This window comes from Gordonia sp. NPDC003504 (genome assembly GCF_053587995.1).
Map to the genome: position 1 here is coordinate 34,174 of NZ_JBSFPC010000008.1, position 17,756 is coordinate 51,929.

The window sequence follows — 17,756 nt, forward strand, 5'->3', positions numbered from 1 at the left end:
GCGTCTGAGCGGGGACTTCTCGTCGGCGTTCGCCACGCCCCTCCCCTCCCCCACCCACTACCTCCACGACGGCACACCTGCCGATACGGTGAACCCATGCCCCGCATTCCACTCGGTCGCCGGCAGAGCCGCGCGGTGAGCCGCCAGATCCGCAAGGTCACCCGCGGCATGGGTTCACTCGACTCCGCGATCTACGACTCGATCGCCGGATCGCCGAGTCCGCTGCTCGATGCGACGATGCCACCGCTGACCCACGCCGCCGACCACAGCAAGCTCTGGTTCGCGATCGCGGTGGCCATGGGTCTCAGCGGCCGACCGAACCTGCAACGCGGCGCGGTCCGCGGAGTGGGTTCGCTGGCGGTGACCAGCGTGTTGACCAACCAATTCGCCAAACGTCTTCGGCGACGCCCACGTCCCTCGTCGTCGCTGGTTCCGGTCCCACGACGAGGACGGTCGATACCCCGGTCGAATTCGCTGCCCTCGGGACACTCGGCGAGTGCCGCGGCCTTCGCCACCGGGGTCGCCATCGAGAGCCCCGTTGCGGGTCTGGCCCTGTCTGCGTTGGCCGGGCTCGTCGGACTGTCGCGGGTGGCCACCGGCGCGCACTACCCCGGTGATGTCGCGATCGGACTCGGCATCGGCGCGGCGGTGGCGACCGCCGGAGCGCAGGTCGCCCCACCGATCGTGCGCCGGCGCATCTCGATTCCGGCGCCGACCACCGTCGACGGACCTTCGATCGGCGACGGCACCGGCGTCACCGTGCTGGTGAACCCATCTTCCGGGCAGGGTTCCGGCGAACAGATCTGCCGCCGCATCCTCGACGAACTCCCGGGGGCCACCATCGTCGATCTCTCCACAGTCGACGATTACGCCGCGGCCGCCCATCGCGCGGCGGAGTCCGCGCAGGTCCTGGCTGTCGTGGGTGGCGACGGTACCGTCGCCACCGCCGCGTCCGCGGCGCTGACAGCCGACATCCCGCTTGCGGTGTTCGCCGCGGGAACCTTCAACCACTTCGCCCGCGACATCGGCACTCCCACCGCCGACGACACCCTCGCCGCGATGCGCGACGGACGCATCACCCGCGTGGACGCCGCCCGCCTCAACGACGACCGGGTCATTCTCAACACCGCGTCGATCGGGGCCTATCCGCACTTCGTCCGCACCCGCCAGCGCGTCGAGAGCCGCACCGGCAAGGCGATGGGATCGGTCGTCGCCGCCGTGCACGTGCTCCGGCATTCGCGCCCACAACGTATCCGCGTCAACAACGAGGACCTCGACGTCACCCTTTTCCTGCTGGGCAGCTCGATGTACGGGTCGTCGGGATTCGCACCGGCCCGCCGTGAACGCCTCGACGACGGTCTCCTCGATATCCGGTTCCTCGTCGCCGGGCCCCGCTTCGCCTTCCTGCGCGTCGTCTACGGTCTGCTGACCGGACGTCTGCAGCGATCACAGGCCTACCGTGAGATGCAGGTACCCGAGTTCACCTTCACCGCCGATGAGCCCGTGGTGATCGCGCACGACGGCGAGATCGGCGAGTCGTACGACGAGGCCACGATCACCGTCTTCTACCGCGCACTGCAGATCTACGGGTCGAGCATCACCCCACGCTGACAGCGCCCCCTGTCCGACACTGACAGCGCTCTGTCCGACACTGACAGCGCCCTCCCCGACACTGACAGCGCCCTGTCCGACACTGACAGCGCTCTCGAGTTCGTTGACAGCGCTTACCTGACGCTGACCAGAGCGCTGACAACGATCGGGAGGGCGCTGTCAACGTCCTACCGAGCGCTGTCAACGTTCGGGAGGGCGCTGTCAACGTCCTACCAAGCGCTGTCAGCGTGGAAGGTGCTGTCCCACATGACACAACAGCCGCACCCTCACGAGGAGGATGCGGCTGTGTGATGGACCAGCTGTCAGTGACTGTCGGTCAGTGCTTTTCCGGGCCGACGTGGTACTCGAACACCAGGCCACACGCGCTGCCGATGATGCAGGCGGCCGCGAAGATGGCCAGCCAGATGTTGCCGGTGGCGAAGGCGATCGCGAACATCGCGGCCGAACCGGCGATGAGGATCGGCCACCACGAGTGCGGGCTGAAGAATCCGAGTTCACCTGCGCCGTCCTCGATCTCGGCATCCTCGTAGTCTTCCGGACGGATCTCGACGCGACGGGCGACGAACCGGAAGTACGTGCCGGCGATGAGGGTCAATCCGGCACTGAAGAACATGCCGACCACACCGACCCACTCGACGCCACGCGAGGTGAACACCGTGCACAGCGTGTAGATGACACCGGCGAGGAAGAAGAACGCGGTGAGGAGCTCGAAGAGCCTCGCTTCAACCTTCATTGGACGTCACGCTCCTTGAGGGGTGCAGCCGGGGATACGGGTGTTGTTCGGGTCGCCGGTGGCGGTGGCGGTGCCATTGCTCTTGCGGCGGGTGTCGAACGGGACGGTCACCACGGACTCGGGCTGCTGGCAGATCGCCTGCAGCGCTTCACCGTTGGTGGCCTCCGGATTCGTGTCGCGATAGCGCAGATACCGCTCGAAGTCGGCCGGCGAGACCGCGCGGACCTCGAAGTTCATCATCGAGTGATAGGTGCCGCACATTTCCGCACAACGCCCGACGAAGGCCCCCTCACGTTCGATCTTCTCGATCTGGAAGACGTTGTCGGTGTGGTTCTGCTCGGGGAAGGGCAGCACGTCGCGCTTGAACAGGAACTCGGGGACCCAGAACGAGTGGACGACGTCCGCGGCAGCCAGTTCGAACTGGATACGCTGATCGGTCGGCAGCACCAGAACCGGGATCGTGGTCGACGTACCCAGCGTCTCGATCTTGTCGAACCGCAGGTAGTTACGGATGTCGTCGTCACGCCCGCCGGCCGGCCCCGGAAGCGGCTCGCCGTGATGGGTGTTCTCCTGCAGCTGCAGATCGAACGGACTGCCCAGCGCGCTGGGGAACTCGGTGCGCTGGCCACCCAACTCGGCCTCGCGGTAACCGAACTTCCAATTCCACTGGAAGGCGGTCACATCGACGACAACCTTCGGATCGTCGGTCTTCTTCTCCACCTGGTTCTGCACGATCACGGTGAAGTAGAACAGGACCGCGATGATGATGAAGGGGATGGCGGTATAGGTCAGTTCCAGCGGCACGTTGTAAGCCGTCTGCCGGGGGAACTCGTCCTTACCTTCCTTGTGGCGATGGAAGGTGATGGTCCAGAAGATCAAGGCCCACACCAGGATGCCCATCAGCAACGCGGCGATGACCGACCACGTCCACAGCTTGCGCATCACCTCGGCCTCGGGGGTCACACCGACCGGCCAGCCGAACCGCACGATCTCCTCGCCGCTGCATCCCGTCATCAACAGCGCGCCGACGGCGAGGATCGCGACGATCCCGAGCCGCTTCACCGTCCGCGACGCGGACGAAACACGTCGGGCCGGGGGCCGTCCACCGTGTGCCAATTTCACGCCTTCCTGCTCGCTCGTCGCGACGGGACGTCGGACGAGTCGCATGCCACATGACCTGCCTAGACGCGCCACATCCGCCGACTCCCGGCCCGATCGGCCGAACGCCCACGGACACCACGATTCCCACCGTGGCCGCGCCCATGTACTACGCAGCGTAGACCAACTCCCGGGAACTTTTTCGGTTGGGGTGGATCAGCGCGTCGAATTCCGCAACCCCGACCCCAGAAGGCCTGTTCGCGTGGGATTCTGCGCACCGGCCGGGCCATGCGATCCGGCCCCTCCGGCACCGATACGGCATACTCGGACGCGGCCGGGACGCCGTGCGCCCGGAACCGTTCCATCGAGTGACAAAGGGTGACGTATCTGGTGTGTGGCTTGCTTGGTCTGCTGACCTCCGACGGTTCGGCGGCCACCGCCGTCGACCTCATCGCAACGGCCTCGCACTGCATGCGCCACCGGGGACCCGACGAGCCGGGCACCTGGCACGACGACGATCTTGTCCTCGGGTTCAATCGACTGTCGATCATCGACATCGAGCACTCCCATCAACCGCTGCGGTGGGGGCCGCCGGAGAATCCCGAGCGCTACGCCCTCGTGTTCAACGGCGAGATCTACAACTACCTCGAGATCCGCGCCGAACTGGCCGCCGACGAGCAGGCCGTCTTCCACACCGAAGGTGACGGCGAGGCCATCGTCGCCGCATTCCACTACTGGGGACCCGACGCCGTCCGACGGCTGCGCGGCATGTTCGCATTCGCGATCTGGGACACCGAGACCCGCACCCTGTTTCTCGCGCGCGACCCGTTCGGCATCAAACCGATGTTCCTCGCGACGGGGCCCGGCGGCACCGCCTTCGGCAGCGAGAAGAAGAGCGTCCTCGAACTCCTCGACCGGCTCGCCCTCCCCCACGATCTCGACCCCCGCGCGCTCGAGCACTACACCGTGCTGCAATACGTTCCCGAACCGGAAACCCTGCACGCCGGCATCCGCCGGCTCGAGTCCGGCTGTCATGCGACCCTCCGGCCAGGGCAGCCACCCTCGGTCACCCGCTACTTCGCACCGCAGTTCACCGTGCGCCCGTTCACCGACGCCGACCGCCAGAAGCGCTACGACGAGATCGCCGACGTCCTCGCCGACTCGGTGGCCAAGCACATGCGCGCCGACGTCACCGTCGGCTCGTTCCTGTCCGGCGGCATCGACTCCACCGCCATCGCGGCCCTAGCGATCCGCCACAATCCCGACCTGATCACCTTCACCACCGGATTCGAGCGCGACGGCTACTCCGAGGTCGACGTCGCCGTCGAATCGGCCGAGGCGATCGGCGCACGCCACATCGTCAAGGTCGTCGACGAGAACGAATTCATCGCCGCCCTCCCCAAGATCGTCTGGTACCTCGACGATCCTGTCGCCGACCCCGCCCTGGTACCGCTGTACTTCGTCGCCGCCGAGGCGCGCAAACACGTCAAGGTGGTGCTCTCCGGCGAAGGCGCCGACGAACTCTTCGGCGGCTACACCATCTACAAGGAACCACTGTCGCTGGCGACATTCGACAAACTGCCGGGCTCGCTGCGCCGACTCGCCGGAAAGGTCTCCGACCGGATCCCCGAGGGCACCCGCGGCAAGAGTCTGCTGCACCGCGGTTCACTGCCCCTCGAGGACCGCTACTACGGCAACGCCCGCAGCTTCGACGACGCGCGCCTGCGTGCCGTCCTCAAGGATTACCGTCCCGAATGGACCCACACCGACGTCACGGCACCGATCTACGCCCGCAGCCAGGGATGGGACCCCGTCGCGCGGATGCAGCACATCGACCTGTTCACCTGGCTGCGCGGCGACATCCTGGTCAAGGCCGACAAGATGACCATGGCCAACTCACTCGAACTGCGCGTGCCCTTCCTCGACCCCGAGGTGTTCAAGATCGCCGAAGCACTACCCTTCGACGAGAAGATCTCCCACGGCACCACCAAATACGCACTGCGCAAGGCGCTCGAACAGATCGTCCCGCCGCATGTGCTGCACCGCAAGAAACTCGGCTTCCCCGTGCCCATCCGCCACTGGCTGGCCGGTGGCCAGATGTACGACTGGGCCCGCGACACCATCACCACCTCACAGACCGAGCACCTGCTCAACAAGCCCGCCATCCTGGCGATGCTCGACGAGCACCGAGACGGCGTCGTCGACAACAGCCGACGCCTCTGGACCCTGCTGATGTTCATGGTGTGGCACGCGATCTTCGTCGAAAAGACCCTCGTCCCCGACATCACCGATCGGACGTACCCGGTGAGATTGTAATTTGGCGCCGGCTCCGCCGGCGCGTGCCCGGCGGGCCAAAGCACCACGACTTCCTCCTCATCGCATCGTCGCTTCGCTCCTCGCTCTTCGTCGTGCAGACGTGGCGCGCCCGCCGGGCGTGGTCGTCCGAAGTGCTGGGTGGGCGCCGGCTGGTTCGGCACCCGCCGCGGGCGTGGTGACCGGGTTTGCGAGGACTCACCACGACGAAAACCTTTGAGCGACAACCACAATCGGCCCACCTCGCGAGTCCGCGCCTGGCATGTTGGCGGCGCGGGCCCTAAAAAACAGCAGCGATTTCTTTGGCCGCCTCGGCTCCGTAGGCGCCTTCGATGCGGGCGATGGCCGCGTCGTGATCCCAGTTCCAGTCCTGCGTGGACACCGTCTCCAGGACGAGGACCGCGACCATCGAACCGAGTTGCGCGGCTCGTTCGAAGCCGAGTCCCTTGCTCACCGCAGTGAGAAAGCCTGCGCGGAAGCCGTCGCCGACGCCGGTCGGATCGACCTTGGCGGTCTCCGGGACCACGGGGACGTGAATGCGACTGCCGTCGCGCTCGATGATCTCGACGCCGCCAGCCCCGAGGGTGGTGATGCGGGTGCCGACCATCTCCGCGACCCGATCCTCGGTGAGTCCGGTCTTCTCGCGCAGCAGACCCCACTCGTACTCGTTGGTGAACAGGTACGTCGCGCCGTCGATGAGGGTGCGGGCGGCCTCGCCGTCGAGACGGGCAAGCTGCTGCGACGGATCGGCGGCGAACGGGATGCCCAGATCGCGGCATTCGGCGGTATGGGCGACCATCGCCTCCGGGTCGTCGGCACCGATCAGGACGAGGTCGGGTGTCGCGGTCCGCGCGATCACGTCGGCCAGCGCGATCTCACGGGCCTCACTCATCGCCCCCGCATAGAAGAAGGCGAGCTGCGCCATGGCCTCATCGGTGGTGCAGGTGAATCGGGCCGTCTGATGCCGATCGGACACGCGCACGGCCTGGCAGTCGACCCCGCGGTTCTCGAGCCATTCGCGGTAGTCGGCGAAGTCGGCGCCGACCGCACCGATGAGGACCGGTGCGCCACCGAGTTCTCCCATCGCATAGCAGATGTTGCCCGCGACCCCGCCTCGACGAACGACGAGATCCTCGGCGAGGAAGCTCAACGAAATGTGATCGAGGTGATCACCGAGCAGTTGCTCGGAGAACTTGCCGGGGAACTTCATCAGATGGTCGGTCGCGATCGAGCCACACACAAAGATGCTCACGGGTCAGATCAGCCCTTCATTCGGTCCACGTTCAACGACCCTTCACGCTACCGACCGGACCGTCGACGCAAACGACCGCATCCCCACCCGATCCATTCGGGTGGGGATGCGGTCGTGATCGCTCGAGTCGGCGGCGCTCAGTTGAAGGAGTCGCCGCAGGCGCAGCTGCCGGTCGCGTTCGGGTTATCGATGGTGAAACCCTGCTTCTCGATGGTGTCGACGAAGTCGATGGTCGCTCCCTGGACATACGGGGCGCTCATCCGGTCGACGGCGAGGGTGACGCCGGCGAAGTCGGCGGTGAGGTCACCGTCGAGGCTGCGGTCGTCGAAGAACAGTTGGTACCGCAGGCCGGCGCAACCGCCGGGCTGGACGGCGATCCGCAGCGACAGATCGTCGCGACCCTCCTGATCGAGCAGTGCCTTGGCCTTCGAGGCGGCGGCGTCGGTCAGGATGACCCCGGTGTCGGTCACGGCGCCGGATTCGTTCTGCACGGTCATCGATGCTCCTCAGTGCTTGTCAGTACCCGTCTGAAGTACTTGCTCTCATGTATTTCTCGAGGCCGGCCACCACGGTCGCCGGTACCTTCGGGGCTGGTCCGTCCGAACACCCCCGCGCACGTACGCGGGACGCACGTTTACACGCTTACGCCATCAACGGTACCTCGTCGCCCGGTATTCCCGCCGGAGGCGAGTGGTTCACCGGCAACGCCGCGGACGCTGACCTCAATCCCATGCCGCGGCGATCGTGGAGACCATCGACTCGAGTTGATGGTCGGCATCGTCCATCGCGAGCTGCACCGAACCGGCATGATCGACGATGGCGTAGGCGGCAGCGATCCCGGCACCCGCGATCTCCTCGGCGCTCAGCGCCACCTGTCCCGCGACGACGACGGTCGGGACCCCCGCGGCCTGTGCCGAGGAGGTCAGCGCCGAGACGACCTTGCCCTTCAGCGTCTGCGAATCGAACTTTCCTTCCCCGGTGATCAGGAGATCGGCCCGGGCCATGTCCCCGTCACGGTCGGTGGCCTCGGCGACCACCGATGCACCCGAGATCCGCCGACCGCCCAGCGCCAGGAGCGCGGCACCCAATCCACCGGCCGCGCCGGCACCATCCTGCGCACTGATGTCGCGACCCGCCATGGTCGCAAGCACCCGGTTCCACTGGGTCATCCGTTCCTCGAGTCGCGACAGGGCGTCCGCGTCGGCGCCCTTCTGGGGACCGAACACCGCGACCGCACCGCTCGGACCAAGCAACGGATTCTCCACGTCGGAGGCCGCGACGATGTCGACGCCGGCGCATCGGGCCTTCGCCTGCGCCGGACCGCCGAGGGCGTCGATGAGTCCGCGTCCACCGTCGCTGCTCGCGCTGCCGCCGAGTCCGACGACGATCGACGTGGCACCCGCGGTCAATGCGGCATCGACGAGTTGTCCGACCCCGACGGTGTCGGCGGCCAACGCGGTACGTGGGGTCGGCGCACCACCGAGTTGATGCAGGCCGCATGCCTGAGCGCATTCGATGTAGGCGACCGGCCGATGCGGGTCACGATCATCGAGCAGCCACTGTGCGCTCACCGCGGCACCCAGCGGGCCGGGAACCGTCTCGGTGTGCACGGTTCCGAAGCGATCGGCGAGCACCGCGACGAAGCCGGGGCCACCGTCGGATTGGGGTGCGTGGACGAGGTCGTCGTCGGGGCGCGACGCCGACCATCCCCGGGCGATGGCGTCGGCCGCGGCAACCGCGGTGAGGGTGTTTCCGAAGGAGTCCGGTGCGATCAAGATGCGCATCGCGCCCCCCGCCCGCCGATGTGGAATGCCCATGCCGCCATGCGCGGCAAGTATAGGGAGGTCTGCGCATCGCGGCAGCGCGGATCACCTACGCTCGAGGTGTGAAGCTGCCATGGAAGAAGGACGATTCCGCGCCGGCGTCCGGTGCCGACGAGGCGTCGGATGTCGATGATTCGACGGGTTCGGTGGATCTCTCCAAGTCAGAGCGGGGCAGCGCGTACACACCGGGTAAGGGGCGGCCGACGCCCTCACGCAAGCAGGCTCAGGGACGTCGACGCGGACCGGTGGCGCCCCCGCCGACGACCCGCGCCGAGGCCCGCGCCCGCAAGAAAGAGCTCAAGAGCTCGATGAGCAAGGAAGAGAAGAAGGCGGTGGCCGCCGACCGTCGGGCGCAGCGCCTTGAGCAGCGCGAGAAGATGATGGCCGGCGACGAGCGGTATCTGATGCCGCGCGACAAGGGTGATGTGCGCCGCTACACCCGCAACATCGTCGATTCCCGGCGCAATTTCGCCGGGTTGTTCATGCCCTTCGCGATCGTGCTGATCGTCGTCATGTTCGTACCGTCGATCGCGGTGTACTCCACCTTCCTGCTGCTCGCCTTCGTCGTGCTGATGGCGATCGACGGCGTGATCCTGGGCCGGCTGGTCAGCAAGCGGGTGCGCGAACGCTACCCCGACAGCACCGACGGCGGCCTCAAGCTCGGCTGGTATGCGTTCACCCGCGCCATGCAGCTACGTCAGATGCGGGCACCCAAGCCGCAGGTGTCCGTCGGCGACGAAGTCTGACGGTTTCAGATGGCCACATCGGGGACACGCACCCTCGTCCTGGGCGGCGTGCGGTCGGGCAAGTCGGGTTTCGGCGAGTCACTGCTCCGCGGAGCCGACCGGGTCAGCTACATCGCCACGGGTCCGACCCTGACTTCGGACGCCGAGTGGACGGCTCGGGTCGAACGGCACCGAGCCCGCCGCGACGCGCGCTACACCACCGTCGAGACCACTTCGCTCGCCGAGCACCTGCACGCGAATCCCGACGGCGCCACCCTCGTCGACGACCTCGGCAACTGGCTCGCCGCTCGGCTGGATGCGACGCAGGCCTGGTCGGCCCCGGTTGCCCCGGACCGGGCGGCCGAGACCGCCTACCTGTGCGCCGGGATCGCCGCACATCGTGGCGATCTGGTGCTCATCAGCTCCGAGGTCGGCATGTCTCCGGTGGCCCCGACGCCGGCCGGGCGCCTGTTCCAGGATGAGTTGGGTGCTCTCAACGAGGCGGTGGCCCGGGTCTGCGACCGCGTGGTGCTGGTGGTCGCGGGCCGCGTCGTCGAGCTCGTCGTTCCGCCGACGGTGTCCGCTCCCGCCCCGGTACCGGCGACCGCCACCCCACCGACAGCGCCCGAAACCTCGTCGACAGCGCCCGAAACCTCGTCGACAGCGCCCGAATCTTCGTCGACAGCGCCCGCGCGTCCACTGACAGCGCTCGATCCGACCGACGCCGAGGTCTTCTCCGCGATCGCCCCTCCCGACGAGGATGTCGCCGAGGCGGCCCGCGCCCGTCAGCGGGACCTCACCAAACCGGTCGGCTCCCTGGGCCGCATGGAGGAACTCGGGGTGTGGATCTCGGCGTGCCAGGGGGTGTGCCCGCCGCGGGCGATCGAGGCACCGTCGGTGGTCGTGTTCGCCGGCGACCACGGCGTCGCCCAGGCCGGTGGCGTGTCGGCCTACCCGCCCGAGGTCACCGCACAGATGGTCGCCAACATCGCCGGCGGCGGCGCCGCAGTCAATGTCCTCGCCCGCCGATGCGGCGCCCACGTGCGGGTGGTCGACATGGCGGTGGACGCCGATACCGCACCGGAGGTCTCGACCTACAAGGTGCGCCGTTCGAGCAACGATCTCCGCACCACCGATGCACTGACGGTCACCGAGGCGCGGACCGCGATCGCCGCCGGACGCGCCATCGCCGACGACCTCGTCGACTCCGGCGTGGATCTGCTCATCGCAGGCGACATGGGTATCGGCAACACGACGCCGTCGGCGGTCATCATCGGCACACTGACCCGGCACGAGCCGGTCGAGGTGGTCGGCCGCGGCACCGGCATCGACGATCTGGGCTGGATGCGCAAGACGGCCGCAATCCGCGACGGGATGCGCCGCGGGCGCAGGCACCGCAGCGATCCCCTGGCTCTGGTCGCGGCGGTCGGCGGTGCCGACATCGCCGCGATGGCCGGTTTCCTCGCGCAGGCCGCCAAACGGCGCACCCCGGTGATCCTCGACGGCGTGGTGGTCACCGCCGCAGCGCTGATCGCGATCGAGATGGCGCCGGGTGCCACCCGGTGGTGGCTCGCCGGACACCGGTCGGCCGAACCTGCGCATGCGTTCGCGTTGGAGTACCTCGACCTCGAGCCTCTGCTGGAGCTGTCGATGCGACTCGGCGAGGGTACCGGTGCGTTGACCGCACTGCCGACGGTGATCTCGGCGGTCGACGTGATGCGGTCGATGTCGACGTTCGGCGAGGCCGGGGTATCCGACGCCGCGGATCGGGATACCGACGCCGGCGACGACAATCCGGATTCGCCTGCGCCGCAGCCGATACCGACCAGCTGAGCGATTCGACGATGCTCACCGCGCGCGGCGTCGTCGTCGCCTTCTCGTGGCTGACCGTGCTGCCGGTGCCGCATCGTTGGACACCCTCCGACCCGGACCGCGCGACCGGGCGAGCGGTGATGGCCGCCGTGCCTGTGGTCGGCGTGGCCCTCGGCGCACTCGTCACCGCACTCGCGTGGGGGCTGTCGCACACCGACGCACCCCCCGCACTCATCGGAATCCTCGTGGCGGCCGCCCTGGCCCTGCTGACCCGCGGGATGCACGTCGACGGTCTGGCCGACACCGCCGACGGCCTCGGCTGTTACGGACCGCCGGAGCGGGTCGCCGAGGTCATGCGCTCGGGCTCGGTGGGACCGTTCGGGGTGGTCACGCTCATCGTGGTGATCGCCACCGAGATCATCGGATACGCCACACTCACCACCGAAAGACGTTGGTGGGAGCTGGCTTTCGCGATCACCCTGGGGCGGGTCGCCGCGGTGATCGCCACCCGTCGGTCGTTGCCGCCGGCCCACGCGAACGGTTTCGGATCGATGGTGGCGGGCACCGGGCGACTTTCCGTCGCCATGTGGTCGATCATCGCTCTCGGCGCCGCTGTGGTGATCGGCGGTCTGGCGACGGAATCGGCCGGGTTCTCCGCCGCTTCGGCCACCCGACTCGGCGTCACCACGCTCGTCGCACTCGCCGTGACCTGGGTGTTCTCCGCCCACTGTGCGCGGCGGATGGGTGGCATCACCGGCGACGTGCTCGGTGCGGTCATCGAGATCGGCACCGCGATCACGCTCCTCGGCATGCTCCTCTGACCACACCCCACTCTTGGCCGTCGGCGACCTCAGGCGTCGACGCGGGCATTCAGTTCGTACGAGTTCGCACCGTCGAGTGCCTCACGGATGATGTCGGCATGCCCGGCGTGCCGCGCGACCTCGGTCATCAGGTGGTCGAAAACCCAACGGGCATTCCATGTGTCGAGATCGTCGGGGAACCACGGCGCGTCGGGTACCGGAACCCGCGTGTCCAGGTCGATCGCGGCGACCCGCGCGGGCACCGAGTCGAGAACCCGGTCATAAATCGTCAGGACCTCGTCCAGGTTCACTTCGGGAAGCTCGGCCCCGCCAAAAAACCCGTCGCCCAATCCCATCCGCTCGGACACCGAGACGATCGTGTCCCGGGTCCGTTGTTCCGGTGCGATCTCGACGGCGTTGATCCATTGTTCGACGCCCTGGGCGATGTGGGTCAGCAACCCGAGGATCGACAGAGCGCTGGGCACCGGCGTCCGCCGCGACTGCTCGTCGGTGAGTCCGTGAACGCTGGTCCGCAGTTGACCCATCTGCTGAACCAGGAACCGGGTGATGGCGTCGTGCTCGTCGGTGACGGGCGGGGCGAGAAAACCCATGATGTTCTCCTCTGATCGGGCGATACTGCCACCAGCATCGCGCGTATTGCGGACAATCCGTGTCCGCAATGCGCGCGAGCGAGAAGTCCGGGAGAAACGTCCGGCTCAGCGCCGGTGCGGCCCCGCGCTCAGCGCCGGTAGAGCTCCGTCATCCAGCCGTGGGTGTCGGCGAACTTTCCGCGCTGGATGCCTGTAAGGGTGTCACGCAGTGCGAGGGTCACCTCACCCGGTTGACCGTCGCCGATGGCGTAGTCGTCTGTCTCGCTCTTGACGTGGCCGACGGGGGTGATCACGGCGGCGGTGCCGCAGGCGAACACCTCGGTGATGTCTCCGGAGGCCACGCCCTTGCGCAGTTCCTCGGTTGAGATCTTGCGTTCCTCGACGGCGAATCCGGCATCGATGGCGAGGGTCAGCAGCGATTCCCGGGTGATACCGGGCAGCAGCGATCCCGTGAGCTCCGGGGTGACCAGGCGGGCATCGGCTCCGGAACCGAACACGAAGAACAGGTTCATGCCGCCCATCTCCTCGATGAAGCGGCGCTCGACGGCGTCGAGCCACACGACCTGATCGCATCCCTTGGCGGTGGCCTGCTGCTGGGCGAGAAAGCTCGCGGCATAGTTTCCGCCGCACTTGGCGAAGCCGGTGCCGCCGGGCACCGCGCGGACGTACTCGGTGGACAGCCACACGCTGACGGGCCGGATGCCGCCGGAGAAGTAGGCGCCTGCCGGTGAGGCGATGACGCAGTACCGGTATTCCGACGACGGCGCGTTGACGCCGAGTCCGGCCTGCGAGGCGAACATGAACGGGCGGAGGTAGAGCGCCTCTTCGCCGCCGGCGGCGGGCACCCACTCATTGTCGGCGTCGAGAAGTGCACGCAGTGAGCCGAGGAAGTCCTCGACCGACAGCGGCGGCATCGCCAGCCGTTCTCCCGACCGCTGCAGACGCAGGCCGTTGGCCTCCGGGCGGAACGCGGCGATCGAGCCGTCGGGCTGCCGGTAGGCCTTGAGTCCTTCGAAGACCTCCTGGCCGTAGTGCAGCACCATCGCCGACGGGTCGAGCGCGATCGGACCGTAGGGCGTCACCTTCGCGTTGTGCCACCCGCGGTCTACGTCGTAATCCACCATCACCATGTTGTCGGTGAAGTACTTGCCGAAACCGGGCGCGGCGAGAATGTCCGCGCGCTGCGACTCCGACACCGGATGGGGATGCTCGGTACGGGTGAACTGCAAGGTCATTGGCCAATGGTACCGCCGCCGCGCAACGTGTTTCTCCCCCGCCCGTCGCGTGCGGTGAGCGGACGCTACACGTGCGACGGCACGAACGGCGGGATGAGGACCTCGACGGGAAGCTCTCGCCCGCGCACGTCGACGACGACCTGCGCACCCTTGCCGACACCGGACGCGGTGTCGATCAGCGCGAGCGCGATGCCCTGCTTCAGGGTCGGGGAGAAGGTGCCGGATGTGCATTCTCCGATCACCTCGCCGCCGGGTCCGCCGAGCACCGCACATCCGGCCCGGGGCACGCCGCGACCGGTGGCGCGCAGACCGTAGAGCCGGCGCTTCGGTCCGGCTTCCTTCTCCGCCAATAGTGCTGCGCGACCAAAGAATTCGGGTTTGCCCCAGCCCACCGCCCAGCTACACCGGGCCTGGATGGGCGTGATGTCCACGGACAGTTCGTGACCGTGCAGCGCATACCCCATCTCGGTGCGTAACGTGTCCCGGGCGCCGAGGCCGGCGGGCAGGCCACCGGCCGCACTGACCTGGGTCAGCAGGGCGTCGAACACCGCGCCGGCGTCGTCCCACCGCGGCAGGATCTCGTAGCCGCGTTCGCCGGTGTACCCGGTCCGGCACACCCGCACGGGGTAGGCGGCGTCGCCGACGGACAGGTCGGCATCGGCGAAGGCCATGTACTCCATGTCGGTGGGCAGACCGACGGCGGCGAGCACCTCGGGACTCTTCGGTCCCTGCACCGCAAACACCGCGAAGTCGCGGTGCTGGTCGGTTACCGTCACCCCATCGGGGGCGACCGCCGTCAGCGCCGCCACCACCGACGCGGTGTTGGCGGCATTCGGCACCAGGAAAACCTCGTCGGGCCCGACGAGATAGGCGATCAGGTCGTCGACGACGCCACCGGAATCGTTGCAACACAACGTGTATTGAGCCTTGCCGACGCCGATCTTGCCGAGGTCGTTGGTGAGCGTGGCGTTGACGAAGTCGGCGGCTCCGGGCCCGGCCACGAGCGCCTTGCCGAGGTGGCTGACATCGAAGATGCCGACCGCCTCGCGCACCGCGGTGTGCTCGGCGACGGTGCCCGAGTACGACACCGGCATGTCCCACCCACCGAACTCGGCGAAGGAGGCGCCGAGGGCCTGATGACGGTCTGCGATCGGTCCGGCCAGAAGCTCAGTCATGGCCTAGAACCTACCGCGTCCCGCCGGGTCCGCCGCCCAGTCCGTGTGTCACTGTCCGTGTGTCACCGTCCGTATGCCACCGTCCGTATGCCACAGCCCGTATGCCACAGCCCGTATGCCACCGGTCCGCTATCCGGCGGCCGGCACACCGAAACCCTGCACCCCCGCGTCGGCACCCAGATCGGTGGTGTGCAGGGTGATGCCGTCCGGCGGCTGATTGCCGCCGACGGTGCTCACCCGATCGCCGTCGACCGCGACGACGATGTTGGTGTGCTGCCCCCAGGGGCTCGGGTGGTCGTAGACGACGATGTCGCCAGGTTGCGGACGGTACTGTGCCCCGCGCCAGCGGCCGGAATCGCGCAGGTAGTCCGTCAGCGTCGCCACACCCGGGATGCGCCAGGAACCCGAATTCGGATTGCGCAGCGGCACACCGGATTCGCGCATCACGGTGCTGACGAAGTCGGCGCACCACGGTTCGTTGACGCCCTCGGAGAAGGTGGTCGCGGGCGCGTTCGCGTCGTATTCGCGGTGAACGGCCTCGATGATCGCGCGCCGCTGAGGGTCGAGCGTGGCGGTGTCGACGGCGGGGAAGGCGGGCCGGGCCGACGGCACCAGCGCACCGACCGCCCGCGACAACGGATCGCCGTCACCGCCCACCGCCCGCACCCCGATCACCGCGGCCACGCAGGCGACGACGAGCAGCACGCCGATACCGAGGGCCCATCGCGTCCGCGACCGTGGCGAGTTCACCGCAGATCTCACCGTGCCGAGAATAGAAGGACGGCGACGTGCACGCAGTGACCCCGGCCGTAACCCTCCGACGCGCGAATGACGGGCCACCCGGGCGACGTCGCTGTGGCAATGTGGACCGGGTGAGCAAGAACGAGAACGTCGACCGCACGCGCGGCCCCCAGATCACCCTGACCACGTCGCTGGACAAGAAGGACGAGGCACTCGTCGTGGGCCTGTTGTCGGCCGCCGGCGATACCGAGGAGTCCCCCACGCTGCTGCTGGCCGCCGACGTCCTCGACGACGCGCAGGCCGCCCAGATCAGCGCCGGGCTCGCGGCGCTCGGCGCGACCGGATCGCACGGTGAGGTCACCCGGATCGCCGCGCCGGAATCACTCGGGGTCTCCGTCGTCGTGGCCGTCGGCCTCGGCGACGAGGCGTCGGCCGACGATCGCGAGAAGGTGCGTCAGGCCGCCGGCGTGGTGGCCCGCGCCCTCGACGGCTTCGATCAGGTCGCCACCACGTTGGCCGCCGCCGACCTGCAGGCCGCGGCCGAGGGCTTGTTCCTCGGCGCGTACAGCTTCGACGAATTCCGCTCGGAGAAGTCGGCGCCGAAGAAACTCCCGCCCGCCACCATCGACCTGCTCGTCGATTCCGCGTCCAAGACAACCAAGTCCGATCTCGCGCACGCGCTCGCGGTGGCCGATTCGGTCGCGATCGCCCGCGACTTCGTCAACACCCCGCCGAGTCATCTATATCCGGAGGAGTTCGCCGAACGTGCCCGCGCCCTCGGATCGAAGGCCGGCCTCAAGGTGGAGATCCTCGACTTCGACTCCCTGGAGAAGGGCGGCTACGGCGGCATCGTGGGTGTCGGCAAGGGCTCGTCGCGGCTGCCACGACTGGTCCGGCTCAGCTACACCGGCAAGAAGTCGGCCAAGAAGGTCGCCCTCGTCGGCAAGGGCATCACCTTCGACACCGGTGGCATCTCCATCAAACCGGCCGCCAACATGGATCAGATGACCTCGGACATGGGAGGCGCGGCCGCGGTGATCGCCACGACGATCCTGGCCGCGCGCCTGGAGTTGCCGGTGTCGGTGACCGCGACGGTGCCGATGGCCGAGAACATGCCGTCGGGAACCGCGCAGCGTCCCGGTGACGTGCTCACCCAGTACGGCGGGATGACAGTGGAAGTCCTCAACACCGACGCCGAGGGCCGTCTGGTGCTGGCCGACGCGATGGTGCGCGCCGGCGAGGATGACCCCGACTACCTGATCGATACCGCCACCCTCACCGGGGCGCAGATGGTGGCCCTGGGCACCCGCACCCCCGGTGTGATGGGTACCGACGAGTTCCGCGATCGCGTGGCGACCCTGTCCCAGGAGGTCGGCGAGAACGCCTGGCCGATGCCACTGCCGGCGGAGCTGCGCGCCGACCTCAAGTCCCGTGTCGCCGACATCGCCAACGTCACCCCGGCCCGCTGGGGCGGCATGCTCGCGGCCGGACTCTTCCTCAAGGAGTTCGTGCCCGAAGGAGTCCAGTGGGCCCACATCGACATCGCCGGACCGGCTTTCAACACCGGCGGCCCCTGGGGATACACCCCCAAGGGTGGTACGGGCGTACCGGTTCGGACGATCGCACGGGTCCTCGAGGACATCGCCGAGAACGGCTGAGGCCCGGTCGCCGCGGGGCGCGGCAACAACATCCCGGCCGTGGCGGCGGTCAACACACGGGCACCGAATGTTCGGACACGTCAGGACTGGCCGACCCTCGCCGGGTAGGGTTTAACCGGAGGGCGGCCGACCACCCAGACGCCGCCCGGGACCGATGGCGCACACACCG

General features: G+C 68.1%; 15 protein-coding genes. 6 read left to right on the plus strand and 9 right to left on the minus strand.

What is annotated here, in order from left to right:
- Positions 1 to 96: 96 nt before the first annotated feature.
- A complete protein-coding gene (locus ACWDPV_RS15535; protein ID WP_449743720.1) occupies positions 97 to 1,611 on the plus strand; it encodes a diacylglycerol kinase family protein in 1,515 nt (504 codons plus the stop codon).
- A 316-nt stretch (positions 1,612 to 1,927) separates the two neighbouring features.
- On the opposite strand, the gene ACWDPV_RS15540 is transcribed toward ACWDPV_RS15535, so the two are convergent.
- Positions 1,928 to 2,344 (minus strand): cytochrome c oxidase subunit 4, encoded by a 417-nt coding sequence (locus ACWDPV_RS15540; protein WP_449743721.1) that lies wholly within the window; start codon positions 2,342 to 2,344, stop codon positions 1,928 to 1,930.
- A gap of 6 nt (positions 2,345 to 2,350) precedes the next feature.
- A complete protein-coding gene (gene ctaC / locus ACWDPV_RS15545; protein ID WP_449743722.1) occupies positions 2,351 to 3,466 on the minus strand; it encodes an aa3-type cytochrome oxidase subunit II in 1,116 nt (371 codons plus the stop codon).
- A gap of 366 nt (positions 3,467 to 3,832) precedes the next feature.
- Between ctaC and asnB the strand changes: the two genes are divergently transcribed.
- A complete protein-coding gene (asnB, locus tag ACWDPV_RS15550; RefSeq protein ID WP_449743723.1) occupies positions 3,833 to 5,758 on the plus strand; it encodes an asparagine synthase (glutamine-hydrolyzing) in 1,926 nt (641 codons plus the stop codon).
- Positions 5,759 to 6,035: 277 nt separating this feature from the next.
- On the opposite strand, the gene ACWDPV_RS15555 is transcribed toward asnB, so the two are convergent.
- The 3 genes from ACWDPV_RS15555 to ACWDPV_RS15565 all read right to left on the minus strand — a co-directional run bounded on the left by ACWDPV_RS15555 (position 6,036) and on the right by ACWDPV_RS15565 (position 8,791).
- Positions 6,036 to 7,007: a carbohydrate kinase family protein gene (locus ACWDPV_RS15555; protein ID WP_449743724.1), complete on the minus strand. Its 972-nt coding sequence runs from the start codon at positions 7,005 to 7,007 to the stop codon at positions 6,036 to 6,038.
- A 137-nt stretch (positions 7,008 to 7,144) separates the two neighbouring features.
- Complete coding sequence (locus ACWDPV_RS15560; RefSeq protein WP_348804129.1) at positions 7,145 to 7,504, minus strand: HesB/IscA family protein; 360 nt, start codon at positions 7,502 to 7,504, stop codon at positions 7,145 to 7,147.
- A 225-nt stretch (positions 7,505 to 7,729) separates the two neighbouring features.
- Positions 7,730 to 8,791 (minus strand): glycerate kinase family protein, encoded by a 1,062-nt coding sequence (locus ACWDPV_RS15565; protein WP_449743725.1) that lies wholly within the window; start codon positions 8,789 to 8,791, stop codon positions 7,730 to 7,732.
- Between the two features lie 101 nt (positions 8,792 to 8,892).
- Between ACWDPV_RS15565 and ACWDPV_RS15570 the strand changes: the two genes are divergently transcribed.
- Genes ACWDPV_RS15570 through ACWDPV_RS15580 form a run of 3 tightly spaced genes read left to right on the plus strand, consistent with a single transcriptional unit; the run spans position 8,893 to position 12,188 of the window.
- Positions 8,893 to 9,576 carry a DUF3043 domain-containing protein gene (locus ACWDPV_RS15570; protein WP_449743726.1) on the plus strand — a complete coding sequence of 228 codons (684 nt, stop codon included), beginning with the start codon at positions 8,893 to 8,895 and terminating at the stop codon, positions 9,574 to 9,576.
- 9 nt (positions 9,577 to 9,585) lie between these two features.
- Positions 9,586 to 11,388, plus strand: coding sequence for a nicotinate-nucleotide--dimethylbenzimidazole phosphoribosyltransferase (gene cobT / locus ACWDPV_RS15575; protein ID WP_449743727.1), 1,803 nt, complete (start codon positions 9,586 to 9,588; stop codon positions 11,386 to 11,388).
- 11 nt (positions 11,389 to 11,399) lie between these two features.
- Positions 11,400 to 12,188: an adenosylcobinamide-GDP ribazoletransferase gene (locus ACWDPV_RS15580; RefSeq protein WP_449743728.1), complete on the plus strand. Its 789-nt coding sequence runs from the start codon at positions 11,400 to 11,402 to the stop codon at positions 12,186 to 12,188.
- Between the two features lie 29 nt (positions 12,189 to 12,217).
- Here the strand turns inward: ACWDPV_RS15580 and ACWDPV_RS15585 are convergent, their stop codons facing one another.
- The 4 genes from ACWDPV_RS15585 to ACWDPV_RS15600 all read right to left on the minus strand — a co-directional run bounded on the left by ACWDPV_RS15585 (position 12,218) and on the right by ACWDPV_RS15600 (position 15,890).
- Positions 12,218 to 12,778, minus strand: a complete 561-nt coding sequence (locus tag ACWDPV_RS15585; RefSeq protein ID WP_449743729.1) for a mycothiol transferase — start codon at positions 12,776 to 12,778, stop codon at positions 12,218 to 12,220.
- Between the two features lie 128 nt (positions 12,779 to 12,906).
- A complete protein-coding gene (locus tag ACWDPV_RS15590; RefSeq protein ID WP_449743730.1) occupies positions 12,907 to 14,013 on the minus strand; it encodes a branched-chain amino acid aminotransferase in 1,107 nt (368 codons plus the stop codon).
- A 65-nt stretch (positions 14,014 to 14,078) separates the two neighbouring features.
- Positions 14,079 to 15,188, minus strand: a complete 1,110-nt coding sequence (gcvT, locus tag ACWDPV_RS15595) for a glycine cleavage system aminomethyltransferase GcvT (RefSeq protein WP_449743731.1) — start codon at positions 15,186 to 15,188, stop codon at positions 14,079 to 14,081.
- A gap of 129 nt (positions 15,189 to 15,317) precedes the next feature.
- Positions 15,318 to 15,890 (minus strand): CHAP domain-containing protein, encoded by a 573-nt coding sequence (locus tag ACWDPV_RS15600; protein WP_449743881.1) that lies wholly within the window; start codon positions 15,888 to 15,890, stop codon positions 15,318 to 15,320.
- Positions 15,891 to 16,060: 170 nt separating this feature from the next.
- Between ACWDPV_RS15600 and ACWDPV_RS15605 the strand changes: the two genes are divergently transcribed.
- Positions 16,061 to 17,587 (plus strand): leucyl aminopeptidase, encoded by a 1,527-nt coding sequence (locus tag ACWDPV_RS15605; protein WP_449743732.1) that lies wholly within the window; start codon positions 16,061 to 16,063, stop codon positions 17,585 to 17,587.
- Positions 17,588 to 17,756 lie beyond the last annotated feature (169 nt).

Bases quoted from the DNA above. Each gene is read 5' to 3' on its own strand.
- ACWDPV_RS15585 (WP_449743729.1), bottom strand. From the start codon at position 12,778: ATGGGTTTTCTCGCCCCGCCCGTCACCGACGAGCACGACGCCATCACC.
- ACWDPV_RS15565 (WP_449743725.1), bottom strand. From the start codon at position 8,791: ATGCGCATCTTGATCGCACCGGACTCCTTCGGAAACACCCTCACCGCG.
- ACWDPV_RS15590 (WP_449743730.1), bottom strand. From the start codon at position 14,013: ATGACCTTGCAGTTCACCCGTACCGAGCATCCCCATCCGGTGTCGGAG.
- ACWDPV_RS15535 (WP_449743720.1), top strand. From the start codon at position 97: ATGCCCCGCATTCCACTCGGTCGCCGGCAGAGCCGCGCGGTGAGCCGC.
- ACWDPV_RS15540 (WP_449743721.1), bottom strand. From the start codon at position 2,344: ATGAAGGTTGAAGCGAGGCTCTTCGAGCTCCTCACCGCGTTCTTCTTC.
- ACWDPV_RS15580 (WP_449743728.1), top strand. From the start codon at position 11,400: ATGCTCACCGCGCGCGGCGTCGTCGTCGCCTTCTCGTGGCTGACCGTG.
- ACWDPV_RS15560 (WP_348804129.1), bottom strand. From the start codon at position 7,504: ATGACCGTGCAGAACGAATCCGGCGCCGTGACCGACACCGGGGTCATC.
- gcvT (WP_449743731.1), bottom strand. From the start codon at position 15,188: ATGACTGAGCTTCTGGCCGGACCGATCGCAGACCGTCATCAGGCCCTC.
- cobT (WP_449743727.1), top strand. From the start codon at position 9,586: ATGGCCACATCGGGGACACGCACCCTCGTCCTGGGCGGCGTGCGGTCG.